Raw genomic sequence first — 23284 nt, 5'->3', positions numbered from 1 at the left:
ACTTTCCGCAGTCGCGTCACAGGCTTTTGAGCCTGCAGCGCAACTGCGTCCGTTTCGACACATCAACGCAAGGTCCGGTAGAGGGTTCCGTAAATTGCGCTTACGTCGTTCGCGTCAGCGCACATTTCCGCAGAAACGCTGGATGCGCGTGCACGCCTCTTCCAGAGCTTCGGTGGAGGTCGCGTAGGAGATGCGGAAGTTGGGGCCAAGACCAAAGGCTGACCCCTGCACCACGGCGACGCCCTCATCCTCAAGCAACGCGGTGACGAAGTCCTCGTCCGTCTCCAGCTTCTTGCCCGAGGCGGCGGTCTTGCCAATCAGGCCGGCGCAGGAGGGATAGACGTAGAAGGCGCCCTCCGGCATCGGACAGGAAAGGCCCTGCGCCTGATTCAGCATGGAGACGACCAGATCGCGCCGACCCTTGAAGATCTCCGCATTCTTCGGGATGAAGTCCTGCGGGCCCGTCAGCGCCTCGACTGCCGCCCACTGCGAGATCGAGCAGGGGTTGGAGGTCGACTGCGACTGGATCTTGGCCATCGCCTTGATCAGATCGGTCGGCCCGCCGGCATAGCCGATACGCCAACCGGTCATCGCATAGGCCTTGGAAACACCGTTGACCGTCAGCGTGCGGTCCTTCAGACCGGGTTCGACCTGAGCGATCGTGGTGAATGCGAAGTCGTCATAGACGAGGTGCTCATACATGTCGTCGGTCATCACCCAGACGTGGGGGTGCTTCATCAGCACCTTGGCGATCGCCTCCAGCTCCGCGCGCGTGTAGGCCGCGCCCGAAGGGTTGGAGGGCGAGTTGAAGATCAGCCATTTCGTCTTGGGCGTGATCGCGGCTTCCAGCGCCTGCGGGGTGACCTTGAAGCCGCTCTCGATGGTCGTGTCGACGGGAACCGGTGTCCCGCCGCCCAGCAGCACCATGTCCGGGTAGCTCACCCAGTAGGGTGCGGGCACCAGTACTTCGTCGCCGGGGTTCAGGGTCGCCATCAAGGCGTTGTAGAGAACCTGCTTGCCGCCGGTACCGACGGTGATCTCGGAGGTCTTGTAGGTCAGCCCGTTCTCGCGGGAGAACTTGTCGGCGATCGCCTGCTTGAGTTCCGGCAGACCGTCGACGGCCGTGTATTTCGTCTTGCCGTCCGTGATGGCCTTGATCGCCGCCTGCTTGATGTTGTCCGGGGTGTCGAAATCCGGTTCACCGGCCCCCAGGCCGATGACATCGCGTCCGGCCGCTTTCAGTTCCCGGGCCTTGTTGGTGACCGCGATGGTCGCGGACGGTTTCACCCGGGCAAGCGAGTCGGCAAGGAAGGCCATAATTCTGTTCTCCGTGAGAAGTGGCGCCATTGATGGAAAAACGGCGCACGGACCCTATGCCGCCTAGCGCCCTTGCGCAACCGCCTGAACGGCTGTGGGCTCACCTTTGATGCAAAGCCCGCCTCGGTATCGCGTTCGCCCTGGCATTAACCTCACCTGCGCATTTTCACCGGCAAGGATACACTGATACGTTAGGATACGTAGAAATGTGCATGCGACCCCGCCCGGACGTATATCAACCTGAAAGTTGATCCATGAAACGGCGTACCGGTCAGTCGCAGCGATGGTATGGGACCGCGCCAGAATCGCGCTCCAGGGCAAACATCCGCAGGAATGCAGACGGAAGGCGTCGTGAAAGAGCTGTTCTCCATCGTCGAAGTCGATCTGAAGCCACAGTATCGCGAGGTCTATCTCGAGGCGGCTCGCGCCATGATCGACGCCCACCGCGCCGATCCGGGGCTTATTGCTCAGGCGATACATGTATCGCCGACAGACCCCGGCCATTGCATCATCACCATCGCTTGGCGGGATGCACATGCGCTCAAAGCTCATTGCGATTCACAAAGCCTGAAGACCTTTTTGAAAGAAACGGCACCCTTTGTCGCCCGCCCGAGCATCATGCGGACGTACTCGATCGAAAAGGAACAGACCCTGCTGTGAACCGCGACGCCGAAAGCGAGGCAGAAATCATGACCAAGCCAGCCAGCCCGCCTGCGGCGGTCCAACCGCGGAGGTTCGCATGTCGAGCGTGACAATCCTGTTTCACGTGCGCGTGCGCCGGGACCGGCGCGACGACCTCATGAGCGCTCTTGTCGACGTGGCCCGGCTTAGCCGGGAGGAAGATCTGTGTCTCGGCTATGATTCCTATGTCACCGACAGTTCCGAAACCGACATCCTCGTGGTCCAGGACTGGGAGACGATGGAAGCCTACGAGGCCCATAACCGGCGTGCCTATGTCAGCAGCCTGTTCGAGCGCTTCGAGCCCGATCTGCTTGAGCCTGCGCGCCGCACGATCCTTGCTCCGATCAACGAGACCGCCTCTCTTTGACGGGGCGCCGGTTAACGATTGCCCTGGGCGGCATGAGCGCGAGCCGGACGGAAACCGCAGGAACGCTGGCGTTCCGTTGTTAACCTTGCCCCGTTTGCGCCACACTGTTCACCGGCGCCACAATTTCGTCCCCAAAACACACCGCGACAGCCGGAATCCCGGCACGGTCGAGGCCCATTCACCACGATAATTGATCGTGTCAGTGTAACGGACCAAAGGGGACGGTCCCCATGCAGTACCATCGTGGAAGGCCCTTCGGGGCAGACGACATCGACTTGACGACGCATCGGGTGGGGGCCCGGCGCGAAACACAGAACGCATCGCAGGCTCGACCCACCTCTCGAGGCAGGCTTGCAGGCGCGACGCGTCACTGGCCCGCCGCCGCGGGCATCGGCACCATGGTTGCCCTCACGCCAGTGTTGGCCTCTGCCGCCACGCAGTCGACAAAAACCAGCTTCGCTTTCGGTGTGGCGTGGCTCGTCTTTGTCGCAATGGTCGTGGTGGTCGTGGCCATGTGGCGCCATTTCGCCCGCCGCATGCTGGCCAATCTTCACCCGCGCTGGGAAGACTGGGGCTAAACACCTGGGGTGTGGCCGATAAGCAAAAAAAGCGGAGGCATTGCCCCCGCTTGAAAATACGCGAACGGGTCCGCCCCCTTGCCGTCCACCGGCAGACAGGGAAGCGGGCCTGTTGCGATATTCGTCAGGCCTTTTCGTTCTTCGCCCGCTCGATCGATTCCATGATCAGCTGCTTGGCGATATCGACGCCTTCCCAGCCCTTCACCTTCACCCACTTGCCGTCTTCGAGATCCTTGTAGTGCTCGAAGAAGTGCTCGAACTGCTTGATGGTGATATCGGGCAGGTCCGTGTAGCTGTGAATGCGGTCATAGCGCCGGGTGAGCTTGGGGGAGGGAACCGCAAGCACCTTCTCGTCCATGCCGGACTCGTCTTCCATCATCAGGACGCCGATCGGACGGCAGTTGAGGATGGCGCCGGGAACGACGGGGCGCTGGTTGCACACGATCACGTCGATCGGATCGCCATCGTCGGACAGGGTGTGCGGCACGAAGCCGTAATTGCCCGGATAGCGCATCGGGGTGTAGAGGAAACGATCCACGAACATGGCGCCGGCCGCCTTGTCCATCTCGTATTTGACCGGCTCGCCGCCAACCGGAACCTCGATGATCACGTTGATATCCTCGGGCGGGTTCTTTCCGATCGGCACGGCATCGATACGCATTATGCGAGTTCCTTCGCTTTATTTTGAGCAGGCTGAACGGCCCTGCGGACCGGCCAAGCTTGCGATAGATCGTGAAAATGATCTGGACCCGGCATCCACGGGATGCAGGTCATGGGCAGCGGGAGAAAGCACGTCCCATCCGCCGCTGTTCGCCGGCTTTGTGCCGGGGACTGCGACAAAGTGCAAGCCCCTTGTGTGCGTTGCAGCAACGTCAGGTCGCGCGGGATGTCCGTCGCACGCGACCCCCGCACCGGACCCGACCGGTCGATGCGGAACACGCCGCAGCGAATTTCGCCAGTGATTTCATGGACGCCGGCAACCAGTCCGGCGGTACGCCCCCACCGTCAGCCGGGTTTGGAGCGCTCCGCCCAGCCGTAGATCCTTACCGAAAGGTCTGATCTGCCGATACGCTCGATATTCTCGTCGCAAAGCACGCCGCCCATCGCCTCGTAGAACGACCGAGCCGGCAGGTTGTCCTTGAGCACCCGCACCGCAAAGCCGGCCATTCCGGCCGAACGCAAGGCACCGCGCGTCGCCAGGAACAGCTGCCTGCCGAAACCAAGACCTTGATGATCGGGCTGGAGATACAACTCGTAGATCTCGCCGGGAAACGGCAGGTGCTTGAGCCGGCTATGGCCGAACGTGGCGTAGCCGGCGGGCGTGCCGCAGACTTCCAGAACCAGAATGCGCGTCTTGTAACGGATCGCGGCATGCCACCACGAGACACCGCGCCGGGACAGAAGCCGTTCCAGCTCTATACCCGGGAGAATGCCCCGATAGGTCCCCTGCCACGCCGCATCGTGGATGTCGGCGAGCGTGTCGGCATCCTCTGCTCGAGCCGGACGAATGGTGACGGCCTCGATCTTCATGACTTTACTCTAGGCGTTTGCCGAAAGGCTTGGAAGCCCCTTCGCGCCACCACGTTCACTTGGAGAAACATCTCCCCCGTCTCTCCCCCGGGAGCGCGATAAATGCTATCGCAAAGGCCCCGTTCAAAGCGCTCCGGAAGGGACACATGACAGACAACACGCCTCCCCTCGTCTGGCCCGCCATCGGCGGCGGCCTCGCCGGCGCCGCCGGCGTCGCACTTTCCGCTGCCGCGGCCCATGTCGATGCCTCCGATTTCGTCCGCTCCGCCGCCGCCATGGCGCTTGGTCACGCGCCGCTTCTGATCCTCCTCGCCGTTCCCGGCATACGGCGGGTCATCCGCCGGCCGGTGCTGCCCGCGCTGATGGTCACGATCGGGCTCGTGCTGTTTTGCGGCGACATGGTCGCCCGCGCCTTCTTCGATTTCTCGCTCTTCCACTATGCCGCCCCCACCGGCGGAAGCCTGCTCATCCTGGGCTGGCTGACGACCGCCGCCCTTGCCCTGCCGGCCTTGTTCGCCCGCAGGAAAGTCAGCTAAGGGTCGCACTGCGCAGCGACAGGTTTGTGTTGCGACCGGCAGTGGTTCAAGGCACCGTATCCCTCCCCTTACCCTGGGTCGGAACGAGGTCTGACATGAAGACTGCACTTGTTTTTTCCGCGGCGATCGTCGCGGGCCTTGTCGTTGGCGGCGCGGCACGTGCCGACTATGCATTGACCATCCTGCATACGAACGATTTCCATTCGCGCATCGAGCCGATCAACAAGTACGATTCCACCTGCAGCGCCAAGGACGACCAGGCCGGCAAGTGCTTCGGCGGGTCCGCCCGCTTCATGACCGCGATCACCCAGCGCCGCGACGCGATCCGCACCTCCGGCGGCAACGTGATCCTGCTCGACGGCGGCGACCAGTTCCAGGGCTCGCTTTTCTACACCCGATACAAGGGCAAGGTCGCGGCCGAACTGATGAACCGCATCGGCTACGACGCCATGGTCGTCGGCAACCACGAATTCGATGACGGCCCGAAGGTCCTCTCCGACTTCATCAACGCGATCCACTTCCCGATACTCCTCGCCAATGCCGATTTTTCAGGAGAGGCGGCCCTGAAGGACAAACTCAAGGGAGCCGTCGTCATTGACGTCGGCGGCGAGAAGATCGGCCTGATCGGCGTGACCGCGGAGGATACCGGCGAGCTATCCTCGCCCGGCAAAGATGTCCGTTTCCTTGACGCGGTGGCGACCCTGAAAGGCGCCGTTCAGGCCTTCGAGGCCGCAGGCATCGACCGGATCGTCGTGCTGTCCCATTCCGGCTACCAGCGCGACAAGCAGCTGGCCGCCCTGGTTCCGGGCATCGACGTCATCGTCGGCGGCCACAGCCACACCTATCTCGCCAATTCCGACGACAAGGCCGAGGGACCCTACCCGACCTTCATCGACACCCCCGAAGGCGGCAAGACGGCCATCGTCCAGGCCTATGCCTACGGCAAGTTCCTGGGCGAGGTGAATGTCGTGTGGAATGATGCAGGCGAGCTGGTTTCAGCCGCTGGCGCACCGGTCCTGATGGATGCCGGCATCGCGCAAGACGAGGGCACGAGCAAACGCGTCGCGGAACTGGCCGCCCCCCTTGACGAGCTCCGCAACCAGATCGTCGGCCGGACCAGCGCGCCCATCGATGGTTCGCGCGACGTCTGCCGCAAGCAGGAATGCGAAATGGGCGATCTCGTCGCCGATGCCATGCTTGCCCGCGTCAGGGACCAGGGCATCGATATCGCCATCCAGAATGGCGGCGGCCTGCGCGCCTCCATCGATGCCGGCGACGTCACTATGGGCGAAGTGCTGTCTGTGCTGCCCTTCCAGAACACGCTGGCGACCTTCCGCCTCAAGGGATCCGACGTGCTTGTCGCACTGGAAAACGGCTTCTCCCAGGTCGAGGATGTCGCCGGCCGGTTCCCGCAGGTGGCCGGCATGAAGGTCGTGTGGGACGCGGCAAGGCCGGCGGGCAGCCGCGTGGTTTCGGTCGAGGTCATCTCCGGCGACGGCTATGTCGCGCTTGATCGCGAAAAGCTCTATGGCGTGGTCTCGAACAACTACATGCGCCAGGGTGGCGACGGCTATTCGGTCTTCGCCAAGGCGGGGCGCGACGCCTACGACTACGGCCCCAATCTGGAGGACGTGGTCGCCGACCATATCGACAAGGCGAACGGCTACGAGCCGGCGACAGATGGCAGGATCAGGCGGATGAACTGACGCCGCACGCCTACACGAAGGCACGAGACATCCCGCACATCGCCGCCTGGGCCAGTCACAACCCGGGCGGCGGGACCAGCCGACGGCGGCCGAAAAGCGGTAGCACCTGTACCGCCACGATAGACGCGAAGATCAGCGCGCAGCCCGCAAGCCCCATCGGCGTCAGCCTTTCGCCAAGGAACAGGGCGCCGCAAATGGCGGCGAACAGCGCCTCCGACGACAGGATGATCGCCGCGTCCGCGGCCTTGGTCCAGCGCTGGCCGATAACCTGAAGCGTAAAGGCCAGCCCGCCCGACAGAACGGCCGTGTAGAGGAGCTCGAACGAGACATCCTTCACCCCGGTCCAGGTCAGGTCCTCAAGCAGGACCCCCGGCACGAAGGCGCAGACCCCAACGACGGCGAACTGGACAAAGGAGAGCGCCAGCGGCCGGCCGCTGGCCATGCCCACGCGCCCCACCAGCAGCACATGCACCGCCCAGAAGACGGCGCAGACGATCACCAGGCCATCGCCCCAGTTGAGCCCGGAAAGTCCCCCTCCGCCAAGCAGGAAGATCCCGACCAGAGAGGCGACGGACGCCGGCCAGACGATCGGATGCGGCATGTCGTGAAAAGCGATCGCCCCCAGCATCGGCACCATCACGACATAAAGCCCGGTCAGGAAGCCGGCATTCGTCACGCTGGTGAGCACCAGTGCCGATTGCTGCAAGGAGATGGCGAAAAAGAAAACCAGCCCCACGACGATGAACATCTGCACGTGCGCCCGTGACACCGGCGCGTGGCGATACCTTCGCGCCTCGCGCAAAGCAAAAGGCGCGAGACAGGCGGCGGCGATCAGAAACCGCATCCCGGTGAAGGAAAGCGGCCCGACGCTCGACATCGCCGTGGACTGGGCCACGAAGGCCGAACCCCAGATGAAGGCGGTAAGAAGGAGGATAAGGTTTGCTGTAAGACGGCTCATGTCGCCCCGGTATCCCAGGAAAGGGGTTCTTGCAAGTGGCGGAAGCTCATCACGCGCCCATCCATGGGCCTTCGCAACCGAAACACGCCGCCGGTGTTTTCACAAAGACGATTGCCCGCCGGCCGGGCTGGCAATAGAACACGTGCTCCCGTCGCACTGGTGCCTCCAAATGCCGCTTTCACCAAAGCTCGCCCATATCCTGCCCGTCATCATGCTGATCGGGTCGAACCTGTTCATGACGATCGCGTGGTACGGCCACCTGAAGGTCAAGAGCGCGTCGCTGGTGCTGATCGTGCTGGCAAGCTGGGGAATCGCCTTCTTCGAGTACTGGCTCGCGGTTCCTGCCAATCGCATCGGCCACACGGTCTATTCCGCCGCCCAGCTCAAAACGATCCAGGAAGTGGTGACACTGACGGTGTTCACGGGTTTTTCGGTCGTCTACCTGAAGGAGCCGATCACGCTGAACCACCTGATCGGTTTCGCCCTCATCGCGGCCGGCGCGGCCTTCATCTTCCGCGGATAGGAGGGGCCTCCCGAAGCATCCCGCGTTCAAATCAAAAAGGGATCTCGGGTCTTGCGTGCGAAAACGCCGTCGCGTCGGACACCGTCTTCGCGATCGACGTTTGCGATTGCTACAGATCCAGCGCGTCGAGCCCGGCTTCCAGGTAATCGGCGAGAAACGACATGCGCGCGAGATAGCGGGCGGTGGGCCCCAGCGCCCGGTTGCGCGCATCCTCGATCGCGCCCTCCAGGTCGGCAGGCTCGTAATCGCCGCGCCCGATCCATGTGATGGCGACCAGTTCCGCCGCCTCGTCGACGTTCAGGTCGTTCAGCAGCGAGACGAGCTCGTCCTCGGTCAGATCGTCGCTTTCCTCTTCCGCGAGGCCTTCGTGGCGGTGGGCCTCGGCGAGGTTTTCCGCATCGAACTCCACCTCGCCTTCATGGCCGCCTTCGAACGTGTCCTGCATCGTGCCGCTGACGGCCCGCGCCTTTTCCACGATCATCCGCACCGTATCCGGATTGAGAGCCAACTCGACCGCCATTGCCTGTTCTCACGCCCTTGTTGAGCCACATGTTTCCGCCCATGCGGCCAGCTTTCGCCGGTCAAATCCTTGACCGGTCGCGACCGCATGCACCGGAGGCACTTGCCACCGGCACGATTCTATTCGCTGCATATAGAAACGTGTTTTGGACGCTGCGTCGAGTACCGCGCACCTCAGGCAGTGTGCGGTGCGTTGCTCAGCGAATGCTCCAGTTCCGCGATCCAGCGCTTGACGCGCTCCTCGTTGTGACCGGCCCCGTGTTCGGGGATGAGACAGCGCGAATAGATGGCCAGCGTCGCGTGGCCGGTATCGAGCGGAATGTAGCGCACCTGAATGAGATCCGGCACCCGGAGCCATCTCGTGCGCTGGATGAACCGGTCACCGAGCCAGTCCGGATCCATGCCGACGCGTTCGGTCAGCGGCTCGGTGCGGACGATGCGGATCACTTCCTGGCGCAGGCGGGCGCAATCCACGGCGAACACCGGCGCGTGCATCTGCGGTTTGGTCTGCGGACACTCCTCATCGGGCGCGGCCAGAAAGAAATGCGAGGTGGCTGGCGGTTTCAGAGCGGCGAAATCCACCGGGCCCTCATCCGGCGGCCCGAAGACCGCCTCCCAGAGTCTTTCGCGTCCGTCACCGAACCAGGTCACCATCGCGATCGCTATGGTAATGAGAGCTGCGAATATCAGAAGAGAATTCATTAGACCCGACCATTCCCTCGCCTGCCACGAAGGCGGTGGCAAGCCACCTGGCTTCTATCGTGCTACTTGGGAGACGTCGAGACAATGCGACCAAATCGCGGTTTTTGACTACGATTTGGCACAAGAAACGGCATACCGTTGCGGTATTTTACTTGCGTAAATCCACGTTCAGGCCGCCGCGATGGGGGGCACGGCCAGTTCCAGCGCCCTGAGCCAGCGCCGAACGCGCTCCTCGTTGACGCCGTAATCGCTGCTGCCGATCTTGGAGCGCGAATAGATCACCAGTGTCGTGCGCCCCACATCGACGGGCAGGTAACGGATGACGATGGTATCGGGAAAGCGCATAAACCGCGTGCGCTGGATGTAGCGATCGCCCAGTCCGTCCGCGTCGCCCGCCACATGTTCGACCCGCGGTTCCGCCTCGATGATTTGGCGCAACGCCTGGCGCAACTCATGCGGATCCGCGGCGAAAACCGGCGGCACCAGATCCGGCTCTTCGCGCACGCACACCTCGCGTGGACAGGCGAGAAACGTGTTCGGCGTCTTCGGCCGTTTCAGGTCGGCGAAATCGTTGACCGGCCCGAGATCGGCCGGCCCGAAGAGGATTTCCCAGGTCCGCTCCCTGCCGAAGCCGAAGAAGACGGCGACGCAGGCCAGGATGATGACGACGATTGCGATGAGGGCTGTTTTCATGGCCACACCATCCGCTGCGACCGGAAAAAATGCAATGGGCCGGACGGTGCCCGACCCCGGAGATTCAATGTCTGCCCGCAGCCCTCCAGCCCGGAGCCACAACAAGAATGCCATCGACCCACATCAGCGCATCGTGGGCCGTATCGAGCGATGCCCGCGCCTCCGCGCCCTTGTCCGCGGCAAGGATATAAAGCGTGTCGGCATCGTAGCGGCCGCTTTCAAGCACCGCTTCGTTGCGCCGACGAAGATCATCCCGTTTCTGCGCGTCGAGGCGCGCGAGATAGACCGCATCCGTGGTCATGCCATGGGTTCCGGCATAATAGGAGAGTGCTCTCCAGCGTCGGTTCACCGGCTCGTCCGAAATCGCGCGGACCTTGTCGTAGACCTGCGCCGCCTCCTGCCAGAACGAACTTTGAAGCGGCGTGTGCCACCGGGTGGAAGTGGGCTGCATGTAGTGTGCGCGGATCGGCACCCAGCCGGAGCTTGTATCGGCGATCTGCACCGCGAGCACGGCCACCAGAATGAGGCTTGCCGACCTGGGGCCATAACCACGCGCCACGGCGAAGACGGCCAACAGGACAACCATGTAATAGACGGGCCAGATCATCCGGGCGGAGGCGCGAAAAATCTGTGCGATGCGCAGGATGAAGTCCGGCAACGGATAATCGAAGCCCATGCCCGCCATACGAACCTGATTGGTCGCCGCAAACAGAAAGAGCAGAACGAGGAGAACGGCGAGTGGGCGATACGTGCGGATCGGCCCGATGACAGAGACACGCCCCAGCGCGATCGCCGCCAAAGCAAATGCCAGCAGGGCGAGGACACCCATGCCGAGATACGCGAACCCCTCGTGCTGCCCCGCGTCTCCGGCAAGATCCGGCATGAAGCGTGACCACAGGCCATAGGACGGCTTGCCGGGGTCAAGAAAACCGGCGAGATCGAAGCGGTAGAGACCATAGCCTGGCGCCGCGATGGCCGAAGTCTCGAAATAGCCGGCGGCCCAGCAGGCCGCCAGCATCGCGGGGATGATTGCGGCGAAGTCGACAAATGGCACAACGTCCGCATGCCGATCGATGTCGCACAGCCAAATGAGCACCACGACCGCGAGCAGGTAGGCGTGCACCAGCGAAGCGACAACGATCAGCAAGCCCCATGCGATTCTTCGGTGATCGCCATCGGGCCGCAAGGCCAGGTAAAGTGCGGCAAGGATGATGAAATGCCCGGCCAGCGTATCGTGGCCTATAGCGGGGTGCAGTCGCCAGATCATCACCGGCGACAACGTCCAGCTCCCCTGACGAAAGAACAGCCAGCCGAGGTAATGCTGGGCAGTATCCGCACTCTCAAGCCAGGCGATATTGGTCGGATCGAGGACACGAGGCCCGACAACGGCGAGAAAGGCGGCGAGACCGAGAAGCAGCGGCGGCAGAGCGCGAAAAAACGTCCTTGCGATCGTCATCGCCCTGCCTGCCTCGGGAAACGGAAAGTCGAATGCGAAAAGCCGGCCCTCTCGGCCCGGCTGAACTATCGCCAATCTCCACAAGGGAATGATTAACGCCACGGCATTTGCAAGGCCTTTGAGCCTTCGGGCATCGTGATCACGGCAAAGCCCCGGACTGAAAGAACTTGGCGCCCCCGGGAACGAACACTCCTTCGCAATTACAGGCTCTTTCCGAACCGACGGATGAGGAGCGGATCCCGGGCTGAGCTGCGCCCCAGCGCAACAAGGGGCGTGCCTGTCTTCGACGACCACTTCGCGACCTTGCCGATTGTCCAGGCGGCGCCGAGCATACCGTTGGGAAGCCTCGCGAACCGCGGATCGGCTCGTTTCAGCTCTTTCGTCAGGAGATCGGCAATGACCGTATCATCATCGCTGTCGGTGTTGACCGTCATCTCACAGGATTCATCGAACGTCTTGATCCGGTAAAGGGTGCTACCGGCTGAAGCATTGCTCGCCCCGTCCGCTTTCACGCACTGGTCGACGAATGCGGCGACGATCTCCGGATAAGAACTCTGCTGCGGCGTGGCGAGCCGTCCGTTGACGCCTGCCCCGTTGCTTACGCAAGCCGCGAGGCCCGTGGAGATCAGGATTGCAAGCATAACGAACCGCGTCGACATCGTCTCTTCTCTCGCTTTGGGTGGTCCTGCGATGAACAAGCCGACGCTTGCCCCTGAGGTTTTCTCCCGCCCGAACCATTTGAAGAATGGCGGATAAACGCTATCGCGATTCAAGACAAGTTCACGACAGACGGATTTGGCGCGATCATGTTCACTCAGACTGGTCCTGCGCGAATTCGACGCGGCGAACAAACCGACAGTCGACAAAAAAGCCGGAGCGAATGCCCCGGCTTTCCATGCGGTTCGGATATTGTCTGAACTCAGCTGTCCAGGAAGCTCCTCAGCTTCCGGCTGCGGCTCGGGTGCTTCAGCTTCCTGAGCGCCTTGGCCTCGATCTGGCGGATACGCTCGCGGGTGACCGAGAACTGCTGGCCGACCTCTTCCAGCGTGTGGTCGGTGTTCATGCCGATGCCGAAACGCATGCGCAGCACGCGTTCCTCGCGCGGGGTGAGCGACGCCAGCACGCGGGTCGTCGTCTCGCGCAGGTTCGACTGGATCGCCGCATCGATCGGCAGCACCGCGTTCTTGTCCTCGATGAAATCGCCCAGGTGCGAATCCTCCTCGTCGCCGATCGGCGTCTCCAGAGAAATCGGTTCCTTGGCGATCTTGAGGACCTTGCGCACCTTCTCGAGCGGCATCTGCAGCTTTTCGGCCAGCTCTTCCGGCGTCGGCTCGCGGCCGATCTCGTGCAGCATCTGGCGCGAGGTCCTGACGATCTTGTTGATCGTCTCGATCATGTGCACCGGAATACGGATCGTGCGGGCCTGGTCGGCGATGGACCGCGTTATCGCCTGGCGGATCCACCACGTCGCATAGGTGGAGAACTTGTAGCCGCGGCGATACTCGAACTTGTCGACCGCCTTCATCAGGCCGATATTGCCTTCCTGAATGAGATCGAGGAACTGCAGGCCACGGTTCGTGTACTTCTTGGCGATGGAGATCACGAGGCGCAGGTTGGCCTCCACCATCTCCTTCTTGGCGATCCGGGCTTCCTTCTCGCCCTTCTGCACCATGTTCACGATCTTGCGGTACTCGGTGATCTCCAGCCCCGTCTCGGTGGCGAGGTTCTGGATCTCCTGACGCAGCTCGCGGATCGTGTCCTTTTCCTTGGCAACGAAATCCTTCCAGCCGCGCGAGGACAGGTTGGCGACCCGACGGATCCAGTTCGGATCTAGCTCGGCACCCTGGTACTGCTTGAGGAAGTCGACGCGGCTGACGTGGTAGCTGTCGGCGAGCCGCAGCAGCCGGCCCTCATAGCCCATCAGTCGCTTGTTGATGTCGTAGAGCTGCTCGACCAGCGAATCGATTCGGTTCTGGTTGAGCGACAGGCTCTTCACGTCCTCGATGACGTCGTCGCGCAGCTTCTTGTGACGCCGCTCCTGGGAGGGCGACAGCGTCTTGTTCTGCAGACGGTTCTCGACATGCTGGTCCTGCAGGCGGCGCAGCTTCTTGTAGCTGTCGGCGATGCGGTCAAAGGTCTCCAGAACCTTCGGCTTCAGCTCCGCCTCCATCGCGGCGAGCGACATGTTGGACTCGAACTCGTCGTCGTCGTCCCCGTCGCCCTCGCTATCGCCCTCGGCCTCCCCCTCGCCCTTGGCTTCGGACTTGGCTTCAGGCCGCGGTGCGCCGCCGGGCGTAACGGTTCCGGCTGCCCCTTCGGCGCCCTCCTCGTCGCTGTCCTCGTCGTCGCCCGTCTCGGCGTTGGCGCCCTTGCCCTCGGGATCGGCATAGGTCGCTTCCAGATCGATGATCTCGCGCAGCAGGATCTTGCCGTCATTGAGTTCGTCGCGCCAGATGATGATGGCCTGGAAGGTCAGCGGGCTTTCGCAAAGCCCCGCGATCATCGCCTCGCGGCCGGCCTCGATGCGCTTGGCGATGGCGATTTCGCCCTCGCGCGACAGAAGCTCCACCGAGCCCATCTCGCGCAGGTACATGCGCACCGGGTCGTCGGTCCGGTCGGTCGGCTCCTTGGTCGTGGTCTTGGCGACTGCCGTCGTCGAGGCCTCGACGAGATCGCCGCCCTCGGCGTGATCGTCGTCGTCGGAATTGTCGCTTTCCGCTTCCTCGTCGGATTCGACCACATTGATGCCCATGTCGGAGAGCATCGACATGGTGTCCTCGATCTGCTCGGAAGTGACCTCCTCCGACGGCAGCACCGCGTTCAGTTCCTCATAGGTGACGTAGCCACGCTTCTTGGCGGCCTTGATCATCTTCTTGACGGCGGCATCAGAAAGGTCGAGCAAGGGACCGTCAGAGGTCTCGCTCGCCGTTTCCGTCTGCTCTTCCGCCTGCGTCGCTTTGGCTACCATGTCCTACTCCAAAACCGCCGGACCATGCGCCGGGGAGCTGTTGTTCGCGCAAGGCACTACTCGTCCCTGCTGCGCGCTCGCCCGTAAACCGCCCGCTCAATCCCATATGTGTGATACGCCGGGTGTCTTAAGCCCCGCTTAACCGTAACCGCCGGTGATCATTCGCGTGCATCCCGCCGACGTCACCTCTCAAATGGCGAACACGCGCCAACACCGAAGCTGGCTGCCTTTGCCGGCGTCGGAAAAATCGTCACGGATATCGGACAGATCTTGTGTTTTCGCCGATCCCTGTCACGGCGCTCATGCTGTCCCTTGAGGTTATTTAACTTCGCCGTCGCGATTCGCAAGTGCGATTCTCTACGGTCAAGCCGAAAAGATTGTTCTGCACGGCAGAAAAAGCCGACTTGAGGTAAGAGACCACCCCATAAAAGCGCCCGACCGTTCAGCTTGAAACCGCGAGTCCTGTCTCGATTCTTTTTTACGCGCCGCCATTGCATGACCTGAGCGGACAATGGCCTGAGCGGACAACAGACACCGCTCCGCCCTCTCAGCCCGCCTTGCGCATGCCGTTCGCCTTGTGTGCGGTGCGGATGCTGCGCGCCTCTTCCGCCAGATCGTGATCGCGCCGGCCAAGCTCCTCGCGGCGGCGCATGACTTCCCGCTTGAGCGCCTGGATCCGCTGCCAGGATTGTTCGTCGATATCTTCCAGCGACGCCTCCAGCTCCTGATCCATCTCGCGCTCAAGCTGGCCGAGCTCCAGTTCATCGAGGAAAAGCTCGAAACAGCGCTCGATGAAATCGCTCGACGGATTGAAATTGAGCACCTGCAGCCGCTCGCTGAGCCGTGTCCAGTTGGGATGGAAGCGCGCCGCCTCGCCCCCCTGGGCGCGATCGACCATCACCTCGTTCAGGATTTCGTAGAAACGCGGGTCGAGCGTCTCGAAGAAGGAGGCTACCGTCTCGTCATCCAGATCGACCGCCAGCCGGCACAGCTCCGCCTTGAAACCCTCGTGCAGGTCGTCGTTGAAACGCAGCCGGGCGATTCGCTCCACGTTCTTCTCGAAAAGATCGAGATAGCGCGTGCATAGACCGCAGACCGTGCGTTCGGTGGAGAATTGCGGGCCGTGCGGCGTCTCGATTCGCTGCGGCAGCGCACCGGTGCGCGCCCCCTCGCGCCCCTTGCCATCACGCGGTCCACGGCTCGCCTCCCAGAACAGATTGGAGAGCTTCAGCCGGATCTCGAGTTGATAGCGCCGCCGAACCCGTTCGTCGCGAATCGTCTCGATCAGGTCGTAAAGGCTCTTTTCCAGCGCCGCCTTCCGTTCCGGCGTGGCGATGTCGCGGTCCGTCACCTCGCGCTGCCACATCACTTGCGAAAGCGGCTGCGCCTTGCCCGTTTCCGCCAGGAAGGCGTCCCGCCCCCCGCTCTGGATCAGGTCGTCGGGATCCTTGCCATCTGGCAGAAAGGCGAACTGGAAGGAATAGCCGCTCTTCAACGTCGGCAGAATCCGGTCGACGGCGCGATTGGCGGCCGAAACGCCCGCCTGATCGCCGTCGAAACAGATGATCGGCTCGGGCGCCAGTCGCCACATGCGTGCGATCTGATCTTCGGTGAACGCCGTGCCGAGCGAGGCAACCACATGGCGGATACCGGCCTGATAGACGGCAATGGCGTCGAGATACCCTTCCGTGACGATCGCCTGACCGGCCTCGAAGGCGGGCTGGCGGGCCCGGTGCAGGTTGAACAGCATCGACCCCTTGTGGAAAAGCGGGGTCTCGGACGAGTTCAGATATTTCGGCTGGCCATCGGGATCGAGCGTCCGCCCGCCGAAAGCGACCACGTTGCCGCGGTCGTCCTGGATCGGAATGATGACGCGGTTGCGGAAGCGGTCATAAGTGGGGCGGCCATTGTCGGGCCGGATCAGCAGACCGGCCTCGACCATCGTCGCCTCGTCGACGCCGCGTTCCAGAAGGTGTCGCTTCAGCCCGTCGCGCGCATTGGGCGCCAGGCCGAATCGGAATTCCCGCAAGGTGTCATTGGTAAGCTTGCGCCGCTCCAGATAGGTGCGTGCGGCCTGCCCGGCGGGTCCATAGAGCTCGCGCTCGAAGAAGCGCGCCGCCATCTCGCAGACTTCCGCCAGCCCGGCGCGACGTTGCTGGCGTTCCTCGGCGCGCGGATCGGGCTTGGGCAGCGGTACGCCGGCGGCCTGCGCCAACTGTTCCACGGCCTCGGGAAAGCTCAGACCTTCCGTCTCGGTCAGGAACCGGAAGTGGTCGCCGGAGGCGCCGCAACCGAAACACTTGTAGTGGCCGCGCCTGTCGTCAACGTGGAAGCTCGGGGTCTTTTCCTGATGAAAGGGGCAGCAGGCCCAGTAGTCCCCCCGCGAGGCCTGCGTCTTGCGCCTGTCCCAGGTCACGCGCCTGCCCACCACCTCCGATAGGGGCAGTCGGGTGCGAATGTCGTCCAGGAGCGAAGGCGGAAAGCGCATGAGTCTCATCTTGAAGGAGCAAAAAACCAGTTTAGCGCCTGTGGGCACGTTCCGACATATGTAAGCACAAAGGATAGCGGGGAAAGAGAAGACGAAGGCAACCGAAGCCCACGAACGCGAGCCCCGGGCCTCGCCGAAGGCCACGGCGGCCTCCCGTGCAAGGCTGCTCTCCCGCACGGATCTCCCCCGGCCGGCTTCCCCGACCAGACCACACGGGAAGCCGCCAGGCGGCGGCGCTTGACCGAATGCACGGGCGAATCGCGGTTTCGCGATGCGGAACGGCACCGGATCGCGATCAGCCGGGAATGACGGATACGGGGAGCACCTTTGCTCTAATGCAGCAGCGCCTTCACCACGCAACTGGCGCGGGAGAAATCCATCTGGCCGGGATAGCGCTCCTTCAAAACCGCCATCGTGCGGCCCATGTCGCGCAGCCCCTTGCAGCCGAGTTCATCGACGACCGCCAGACAGGCGGCCTTCGTGTCGGCCTCGTCCAACTGCTTGGGCAGGAATTCGAGAATGACGGCGGCTTCGTCGCGCTCCTGCTGGGCGAGATCGATCTGGCCGGCCTCCTCGTACTCGACGGCCGAGACCTCGCGCTGCTGAACCATCTTGCGCAGAATGTCGAGAATCTCCTCGGGCGCAACGCCGTCGCGTCCCTGGGTGCGGGCCGCGCCCGCGCGATCGTTGATGGCGGCCAATATCAGGCGCAACGTCGCCGCGCGACGCTTGTCCTGCTTTTCCACCGCATCGGCGAGGGCGGCGTTCAGGCGGTCGCGCATGGTCAGCGCAGGCCCCCGCAGACGGGAAGCTGTTCAAGCCAGATTTGCATCATCGACTCGCTGTCTGATCCTAATGTGTTGATTTATATCAAGTATTTTCGCACTATGGCGAGTTGACCCGCGGTCCTGGTTGCCCTAATCTGCGCGGCTGAGCGCGCACCGTGCCTGGTTTGAGCCGTCCTGGCTCGAGCCGTTTTCGTGCAGTGTTCCGTTTCAGCCTGCGCCGATCGGCCTGACCGATCTTACGCGTGACGCTGATCGGGTTCCTGTCGCGAACCGGCTTCCGGCGATTGATCACCTGATCGATCATCGGCCATAAATCGGTCTCGCTTGTGCGCATGATGTCACCAACCCGATCCGGATTGCAACCCATGACGAACGCTGACGCCTGGTCTGCGACGCCCCCCACGGCCGCCCTTGTCCTTGCCGATGGAACCGTGATCGAGGGTCATGGCCTTGGTGCGGTCGGCTCCGCCCCCGGCGAAGTCTGCTTCAACACCGCCATCACCGGTTATCAGGAGATCCTTACCGATCCCTCCTACGCCGGTCAGATCATTACCTTCACCTTCCCCCACATCGGCAACGTCGGAACCAATGAGGAGGACGTCGAGACCGTCAATCTCGCCGGCGCCTCCGGTGTGCGCGGTGCCGTCCTTCGCGCCGATGTCACCACTCCGTCGAACTACCGCGCGACCCGGGCCCTTGACGCGTGGCTGAAGGCGCGCGGCATCATCGCGATCGCCGGGGTGGACACCCGAGCGCTCACCGCCCGCATTCGCGAAAGCGGTATGCCGAACGCGGTAATCGTGCATGCGCCCGACGGCCGGTTCGACTTCGACGACCTGAAGGATCAGGCCAACGCCTGGCCGGGTCTTGAAGGCATGGATCTGGCCAAGGAGGTCACCACCGGCCAGAGCTTCGAGTGGACCGAGACGCCCTGGCGCTGGAACGAAGGCTACGGACGTCAGGACACTCCGAAATACCATGTGGTGGTCATCGACTACGGTATCAAGCGCAACATCCTGCGGCTTCTGGCCGACGGCGGCTGCCGGGTAACCGTTCTGCCCGCGACCGCGAGCGCCGAGGACCTGATGTCGCTCAAGCCGGATGGCGTGTTCCTGTCCAACGGTCCGGGCGATCCGGCCGCGACCGGTGAATATGCCGTGCCGACGATCCGTGCCGCCATCGATAGCGGCGTGCCCGTCTTCGGCATCTGCCTCGGCCATCAGTTGCTCGGCCTGGCGCTGGGCGGCAAGACGAAGAAGATGCACCAGGGCCACCACGGCGCGAACCATCCGGTCATGGACCGCACGACCGACAAGGTCGAGATCACCTCGATGAACCACGGCTTCGCGGTCGACACCGAAAGCCTGCCGGACAGCGTCGAGGAAACCCACGTCTCGCTTTTCGACGGCTCCAACTGTGGCCTCAGGCTGAAGGAAAAGCCGGTCTTCTCCGTGCAGTACCATCCCGAAGCCTCGCCCGGCCCGCGCGACAGCCACTATCTCTTCACGCGGTTCATCAATCTGATTCGCGAGCGCAACGGCGAGCAGCCCTTGCCCGAGCGCAGCGCGGCGGCCTGACGAGCACCGCCTCACACCCTTCTGCCAGGCGCCGGAACAGCCTTCCGGCGCCTTTTTTCTTTCCGCGCCTGAACGGTGGGGAAAGACAGGGCGTCGACTTCATATGCTCCCGGCTTTCGGACTGCCCGGGCGGAATGATGGCGACACCGGCGCTCGCCAGGCGTTCATGCCCGCCGCGCGTATGCGCAACCCGGCGGCGGAGGGGGAGTGGAACGGGACGTTTGGAGAAAGATGGCGACCGGTCGCCGACGCGGGAGACGGCGGGCGGGAAGTCTGCCGCACGGTCGGGGCCGAACGATTTGCCAGAGGCAATCGCAAATGGCACCCAACCGCGCGAGACTTCACTGGATCACAGCGCGACCCGGGTCTTCCCGGCGCGCATGCCTCGTAAGGCAGCAGAGATATTCTGATCATGTACCCGGGCGCATCGGCGTCCGGTTAACGAGGGTTCCCTAGAGAACCTCGGCGGAGACGAGAGTGTCGAGATCGTTGACGATCTGCTTGGTCTCTGCCAGCTGCTGCTTGACCGTCTCGGTCTGCTCTTCGAGCAGGTCGAGCTGGGACGCGCAGATGGAACGCAGGTTCTTGAGCTGATCCGCACGCGAGCCCTTGCCTTCCACAAGCTTGAGAACCTGACGGATCTCAACCAGGGTCAGACCGATTCGCTTCGCCTGCAGGATCACCCGCATGCGACCGATTTCCTGCTCGCGATAGAAGCGGCGGGAGCCGCGACGGACAGGGTTGAGCAGGCCCTTCTCTTCATAGAAGCGCAGGGTCCGCAGGGTTACGTCAAACATCTCGGCCATTTCCGAGATCGAGTGGAGTTTGCCGTCGTCAGTCGAGTGCGGGATGGGACCTGCGATGTCAGGAACGGCGGCGATTGTTGTTGGTATTGTGTTCATTTTGCCTACTTGCCAGTGGATTATGGTTGTTTTGGCCGTCCACCCATCGGCCTCGCCGCTGCGCGAACGCAACGACACTCACTTTATTCCCGGACGTTTTTCCTTCTCCGTTTTGCTTCCGGCAACGGCGGAAGGGACTGTATTCGTCCGATGCGTTCTTTTTGTTATCGTTGCCCCCTTTTGGTTCCTTCAGGGCAGTCACAACATGTCCCATGGGAACGGTGGGAATATGGCATCGCCTCGCCTTACGTAATTCTCTCGGCGCGCCTAAGTTTTAGCTCAAGGGGACGTGCGACAACACAACCCATCAAGAGAGCCCTTTTGAACCTTCCCGGTCAGATTGCATGGTGCTGCGATAGTCCCGCGGCGAACGGCCGAACCACCGCTTTGCCGCGCGGGTGAAATTTCCGATGCTGGAGAAACCCAACCGGTATGCGATTTCCGACACCATCAGGTCCGTCTCTTCCAGATATCGTTTGGCCGCATCCCGTCTCAGACCGTCCGCCAGATCGTTGAAACTCGTCCCGCAGGCGGCGAGCCGCCGCTGAAGTCCACGCGCGCTCAGACCCAGCCGGCGCGCCACGAATTCCAGGCTGACCGGCTTCTGCTCCACCCGCGCGACGACCATGATCTCCTCACGGACCTTCAGGACGATGTCATCCTGCCGCCGACGCTCGCGCATCAATCGCAGATTGAGATCGCACAATGCCTGGAAGAGATGCGCGTCGGCCATCGGGTTGGGCAGATCGAGGCTCCGGCCGGGAAAGACGATTTCGTTGCGCTCACAGGAAAATTGCAGACTGGCGGAGAGCAGCGAGCGATGCAGCGCCGAGGATTTCGGCCGTTCGCGCATCAGCTTCACCTCCACCGGATATTCGGAGCGCGGCAAAGCCGTCGTCAGCCACGACACGAACAGACAGGCGTTGCGATCGGTGATCTGGTTCACCCGCGAAATCAGCGGAGAGTAACGCCATGACAGCGTGGCGTTGCCGTCGAAATGCACAGACACATCCGAAACGTCGATATGAAGGCTCATGAAACGGGACAGCGTCTCCAGCGCCACCCTGAGATTCGGCACGTATCGCAAACACAGCGGCAGGGTGCCGTGGTTGCCTTCCGTATCCTGCGAGGTCCAGCGCAGGGCCAGACACTCGTCGTCCGCCGCCTCACACGCCAGCTCCAGCAGGTGGGCGAAGGCATCAAGCGCAACGTAGCTGTCGGTGGCCGTGGTGTCGGCATCGCCGAGACCGACCTGGTTCGCCAGGCTCGAATAGTCGACGCCGCGCATCGACAGATAATTCGGCAAGCCGTTGAGACTGCGGCAATGCACGAGAAAGGCATCACCCGTATCGCCATCGGCGGAAATGTCTGCGCCACGCAGCACCGCCAAGTCTTCCGCAGCGAGATCATGCTGCTTGCGACCATTTTCGGATTGAATCATGACCCGGCGGACCAACTCGAGCGGCGAGGACGGCCGCTCCTGTACTTTTCTTGAAACCGTCCCGGCCGAGCGGCCGACGACGGAGGGTTTGATAGACGTCACGAAAGCAAAAGGCGCCCCGCGAACGGATCGCGCGACACCGTGTGCACGTGGGGCTGCATAGCTTCAGCAGGCCTAGTGAGCGATCCGCATGGGCCAGACCGCAGACTTGTTCGCGGTGGTGACGTACCGCACCTCCGGTGAGATAACGTCACTCAGCGCTTTGCATGTAAACAAGTTCGCTGAATGGATCCATCTGATACGTTACGTTGGAAGGCATGCCAACCACCGAACTTCGGCATAAATCCGAATAGCTTAATGTTTATCAGTTGATACAGTTAATCGCTCGATGTGGCAATTCAGGGGCCGAACCCGTCGGCTGAAAATACGACTGCGAAAGGTGTAAAAACGGCACAAAACCGCCACATTCAAAGCCCTCCGCTGCCGCCTGCCCCAGCGTTGGCTAACCCCGATTGTTTCCACACGTTTCCTTGTTAAGACAACGTAACAATCCGCGAGAAAGTACGGCGTTACGCCGCGGTGGTTGTAACCGTCCGGGATGCCGCAAGAAATCGCGCGCGCCCCGTCCGGTGGCAACCCCGTCAGTGCCGGTCGCGATATCCGAAGACCGCAAACAGCGAGCGCACCAGCCGCGCCAAGGCACAGCGAAACGTCGCGTGACGATGCAGGTCCAGCCTGTCGCGGCCAATCGCACACCGGGTGAGAACCAGATCCGAGTACATTTTATAAAACTCCTTCAAGTGAAACGGCCGACAAGGCACATGCCCTGCCCGTGCCGCACGCGACGAGATCTCCTGCCCTCCACGATGGCTGCCGGGCTTCGTCGGCGCATTGCCGCAAGCGCACTGAGTGCTCCTGTCGGGAATATGTGCACACAGTGCACACTTGTCAAGAAATGCGCACTTGGTGCACGAAACGGGACTCGGCTAGAATGCGCCGCCCGCCACCGCGCGAGCGCAGGATCTGCAACGCACCGACGCGGACATTCGCCGCCGCGCCGCCCCTTCAAAGAGACCCGCTGACATGAACACCTCTTCCGCAATGACGCCGGAACAGTTCCGCGACTGGCGCAAGTCGCTGGGCTGGAAGCAGAAGGACGCGGCCGAAAAGCTCGGCCTGAAGAAGCGGATGATCCAGTATTACGAGAAGGGCGACCGCGACGGCCGCAAGGTCGACATTCCCAAATCCGTGCGCCTCGCCTGCTATGCGCTTTCCCTCGGCATCACGGATTTCGACGGGCAGACCTGCCACAAGGAGGACAAGCCCGCGCAGGCCCCACGCGCCGAAGACGCGCCGCACGGCGAGGATATATCGCCGGCCGGATCGGGGCCCGGATCTTCGACGCCCGCGCGAGACTGAGGCCTGAACCGCCCTCTCGAAAAGTCTCTCGGCCCGTCTCGTACCATCCCTCGCAACGACGTTTTTTTTGCCTTTCGGGAGCCAGAAGCTGTCGACAGGGGTTTCCGCCCCACTACTTTTTCCCTATAAGGCCCG

At 62.6% G+C, this 23284-nt stretch carries 23 protein-coding genes; 8 read left to right on the top strand and 15 right to left on the bottom strand.

Going from position 1 to position 23284, the window contains the following annotated elements:
• Positions 1-114: 114 nt before the first annotated feature.
• On the bottom strand, positions 115-1317 hold the full coding sequence (locus C8N35_RS18385) for a pyridoxal phosphate-dependent aminotransferase (protein WP_107991180.1): 1203 nt from the start codon (positions 1315-1317) through the stop codon (positions 115-117).
• A gap of 351 nt (positions 1318-1668) precedes the next feature.
• On the opposite strand from C8N35_RS18385, the gene C8N35_RS18380 reads away from it, so the two are divergent.
• From C8N35_RS18380 to C8N35_RS23720, 3 genes are all read left to right on the top strand, one after another.
• On the top strand, positions 1669-1977 hold the full coding sequence (locus C8N35_RS18380) for a putative quinol monooxygenase (protein ID WP_170122160.1): 309 nt from the start codon (positions 1669-1671) through the stop codon (positions 1975-1977).
• 79 nt (positions 1978-2056) lie between these two features.
• On the top strand, positions 2057-2365 hold the full coding sequence (locus tag C8N35_RS18375) for a putative quinol monooxygenase (RefSeq protein ID WP_107991178.1): 309 nt from the start codon (positions 2057-2059) through the stop codon (positions 2363-2365).
• Between the two features lie 230 nt (positions 2366-2595).
• The gene (locus C8N35_RS23720; protein WP_146177429.1) at positions 2596-2943 is read left to right on the top strand and encodes a hypothetical protein; all 348 of its coding nucleotides are present in this window, start codon (positions 2596-2598) and stop codon (positions 2941-2943) included.
• A gap of 124 nt (positions 2944-3067) precedes the next feature.
• On the opposite strand, the gene ppa is transcribed toward C8N35_RS23720, so the two are convergent.
• A complete protein-coding gene (ppa, locus tag C8N35_RS18365; protein WP_107991176.1) occupies positions 3068-3604 on the bottom strand; it encodes an inorganic diphosphatase in 537 nt (178 codons plus the stop codon).
• A 344-nt stretch (positions 3605-3948) separates the two neighbouring features.
• A complete protein-coding gene (locus tag C8N35_RS18360) occupies positions 3949-4473 on the bottom strand; it encodes a GNAT family N-acetyltransferase (RefSeq protein WP_107991175.1) in 525 nt (174 codons plus the stop codon).
• A 146-nt stretch (positions 4474-4619) separates the two neighbouring features.
• On the opposite strand from C8N35_RS18360, the gene C8N35_RS18355 reads away from it, so the two are divergent.
• Together C8N35_RS18355 and C8N35_RS18350 are read left to right on the top strand one after the other, a co-directional pair.
• On the top strand, positions 4620-5009 hold the full coding sequence (locus tag C8N35_RS18355; protein ID WP_107991174.1) for a DUF423 domain-containing protein: 390 nt from the start codon (positions 4620-4622) through the stop codon (positions 5007-5009).
• Between the two features lie 95 nt (positions 5010-5104).
• Positions 5105-6715: a bifunctional metallophosphatase/5'-nucleotidase gene (locus C8N35_RS18350; RefSeq protein WP_107991173.1), complete on the top strand. Its 1611-nt coding sequence runs from the start codon at positions 5105-5107 to the stop codon at positions 6713-6715.
• A gap of 55 nt (positions 6716-6770) precedes the next feature.
• Here the strand turns inward: C8N35_RS18350 and C8N35_RS18345 are convergent, their stop codons facing one another.
• Complete coding sequence (locus tag C8N35_RS18345) at positions 6771-7673, bottom strand: DMT family transporter (protein WP_107991172.1); 903 nt, start codon at positions 7671-7673, stop codon at positions 6771-6773.
• Positions 7674-7842: 169 nt separating this feature from the next.
• Here C8N35_RS18345 and C8N35_RS18340 point away from each other — a divergent pair, with 169 nt between their 5' ends.
• Positions 7843-8196 carry a DMT family protein gene (locus C8N35_RS18340; RefSeq protein WP_107991171.1) on the top strand — a complete coding sequence of 118 codons (354 nt, stop codon included), beginning with the start codon at positions 7843-7845 and terminating at the stop codon, positions 8194-8196.
• A 109-nt stretch (positions 8197-8305) separates the two neighbouring features.
• On the opposite strand, the gene C8N35_RS18335 is transcribed toward C8N35_RS18340, so the two are convergent.
• From C8N35_RS18335 to C8N35_RS18300, 8 genes are all read right to left on the bottom strand, one after another.
• Positions 8306-8716, bottom strand: coding sequence for a DUF3775 domain-containing protein (locus tag C8N35_RS18335; RefSeq protein WP_107991170.1), 411 nt, complete (start codon positions 8714-8716; stop codon positions 8306-8308).
• Positions 8717-8889: 173 nt separating this feature from the next.
• Complete coding sequence (locus C8N35_RS18330) at positions 8890-9417, bottom strand: hypothetical protein (RefSeq protein ID WP_107991169.1); 528 nt, start codon at positions 9415-9417, stop codon at positions 8890-8892.
• A gap of 168 nt (positions 9418-9585) precedes the next feature.
• Positions 9586-10110, bottom strand: a complete 525-nt coding sequence (locus tag C8N35_RS18325) for a DUF1499 domain-containing protein (RefSeq protein ID WP_170122159.1) — start codon at positions 10108-10110, stop codon at positions 9586-9588.
• A 64-nt stretch (positions 10111-10174) separates the two neighbouring features.
• Positions 10175-11566, bottom strand: a complete 1392-nt coding sequence (locus tag C8N35_RS18320) for a DUF6311 domain-containing protein (RefSeq protein ID WP_107991167.1) — start codon at positions 11564-11566, stop codon at positions 10175-10177.
• Positions 11567-11766: 200 nt separating this feature from the next.
• Positions 11767-12339 carry a hypothetical protein gene (locus C8N35_RS18315; RefSeq protein ID WP_146177428.1) on the bottom strand — a complete coding sequence of 191 codons (573 nt, stop codon included), beginning with the start codon at positions 12337-12339 and terminating at the stop codon, positions 11767-11769.
• A 146-nt stretch (positions 12340-12485) separates the two neighbouring features.
• A complete protein-coding gene (rpoD, locus tag C8N35_RS18310; protein WP_107991165.1) occupies positions 12486-14534 on the bottom strand; it encodes an RNA polymerase sigma factor RpoD in 2049 nt (682 codons plus the stop codon).
• Positions 14535-15081: 547 nt separating this feature from the next.
• Positions 15082-17022: a DNA primase gene (dnaG, locus tag C8N35_RS18305; RefSeq protein ID WP_107991164.1), complete on the bottom strand. Its 1941-nt coding sequence runs from the start codon at positions 17020-17022 to the stop codon at positions 15082-15084.
• A gap of 332 nt (positions 17023-17354) precedes the next feature.
• Positions 17355-17804 carry a GatB/YqeY domain-containing protein gene (locus C8N35_RS18300; protein WP_107991163.1) on the bottom strand — a complete coding sequence of 150 codons (450 nt, stop codon included), beginning with the start codon at positions 17802-17804 and terminating at the stop codon, positions 17355-17357.
• Between the two features lie 371 nt (positions 17805-18175).
• Between C8N35_RS18300 and carA the strand changes: the two genes are divergently transcribed.
• Positions 18176-19387, top strand: coding sequence for a glutamine-hydrolyzing carbamoyl-phosphate synthase small subunit (gene carA, locus C8N35_RS18295; protein ID WP_107991162.1), 1212 nt, complete (start codon positions 18176-18178; stop codon positions 19385-19387).
• A gap of 452 nt (positions 19388-19839) precedes the next feature.
• Here the strand turns inward: carA and C8N35_RS18290 are convergent, their stop codons facing one another.
• The 3 genes from C8N35_RS18290 to C8N35_RS23915 all read right to left on the bottom strand — a co-directional run bounded on the left by C8N35_RS18290 (position 19840) and on the right by C8N35_RS23915 (position 22512).
• Positions 19840-20289 carry a MerR family transcriptional regulator gene (locus C8N35_RS18290; protein WP_107991161.1) on the bottom strand — a complete coding sequence of 150 codons (450 nt, stop codon included), beginning with the start codon at positions 20287-20289 and terminating at the stop codon, positions 19840-19842.
• Between the two features lie 307 nt (positions 20290-20596).
• Positions 20597-21730 (bottom strand): AraC family transcriptional regulator, encoded by a 1134-nt coding sequence (locus C8N35_RS18285; protein WP_107991160.1) that lies wholly within the window; start codon positions 21728-21730, stop codon positions 20597-20599.
• A 641-nt stretch (positions 21731-22371) separates the two neighbouring features.
• On the bottom strand, positions 22372-22512 hold the full coding sequence (locus tag C8N35_RS23915) for a hypothetical protein (protein WP_170122158.1): 141 nt from the start codon (positions 22510-22512) through the stop codon (positions 22372-22374).
• Positions 22513-22813: 301 nt separating this feature from the next.
• On the opposite strand from C8N35_RS23915, the gene C8N35_RS18280 reads away from it, so the two are divergent.
• A complete protein-coding gene (locus C8N35_RS18280) occupies positions 22814-23149 on the top strand; it encodes a helix-turn-helix domain-containing protein (RefSeq protein WP_245926854.1) in 336 nt (111 codons plus the stop codon).
• The last annotated feature ends 135 nt before the right edge of the window (positions 23150-23284 follow it).

It is taken from the genome of Breoghania corrubedonensis, from assembly GCF_003053845.1.
GTDB lineage: Bacteria > Pseudomonadota > Alphaproteobacteria > Rhizobiales > Stappiaceae > Breoghania > Breoghania corrubedonensis.
Note: the sequence above shows the minus strand (reverse complement) of the source record. Positions and strands in the feature narration are given on the sequence as shown.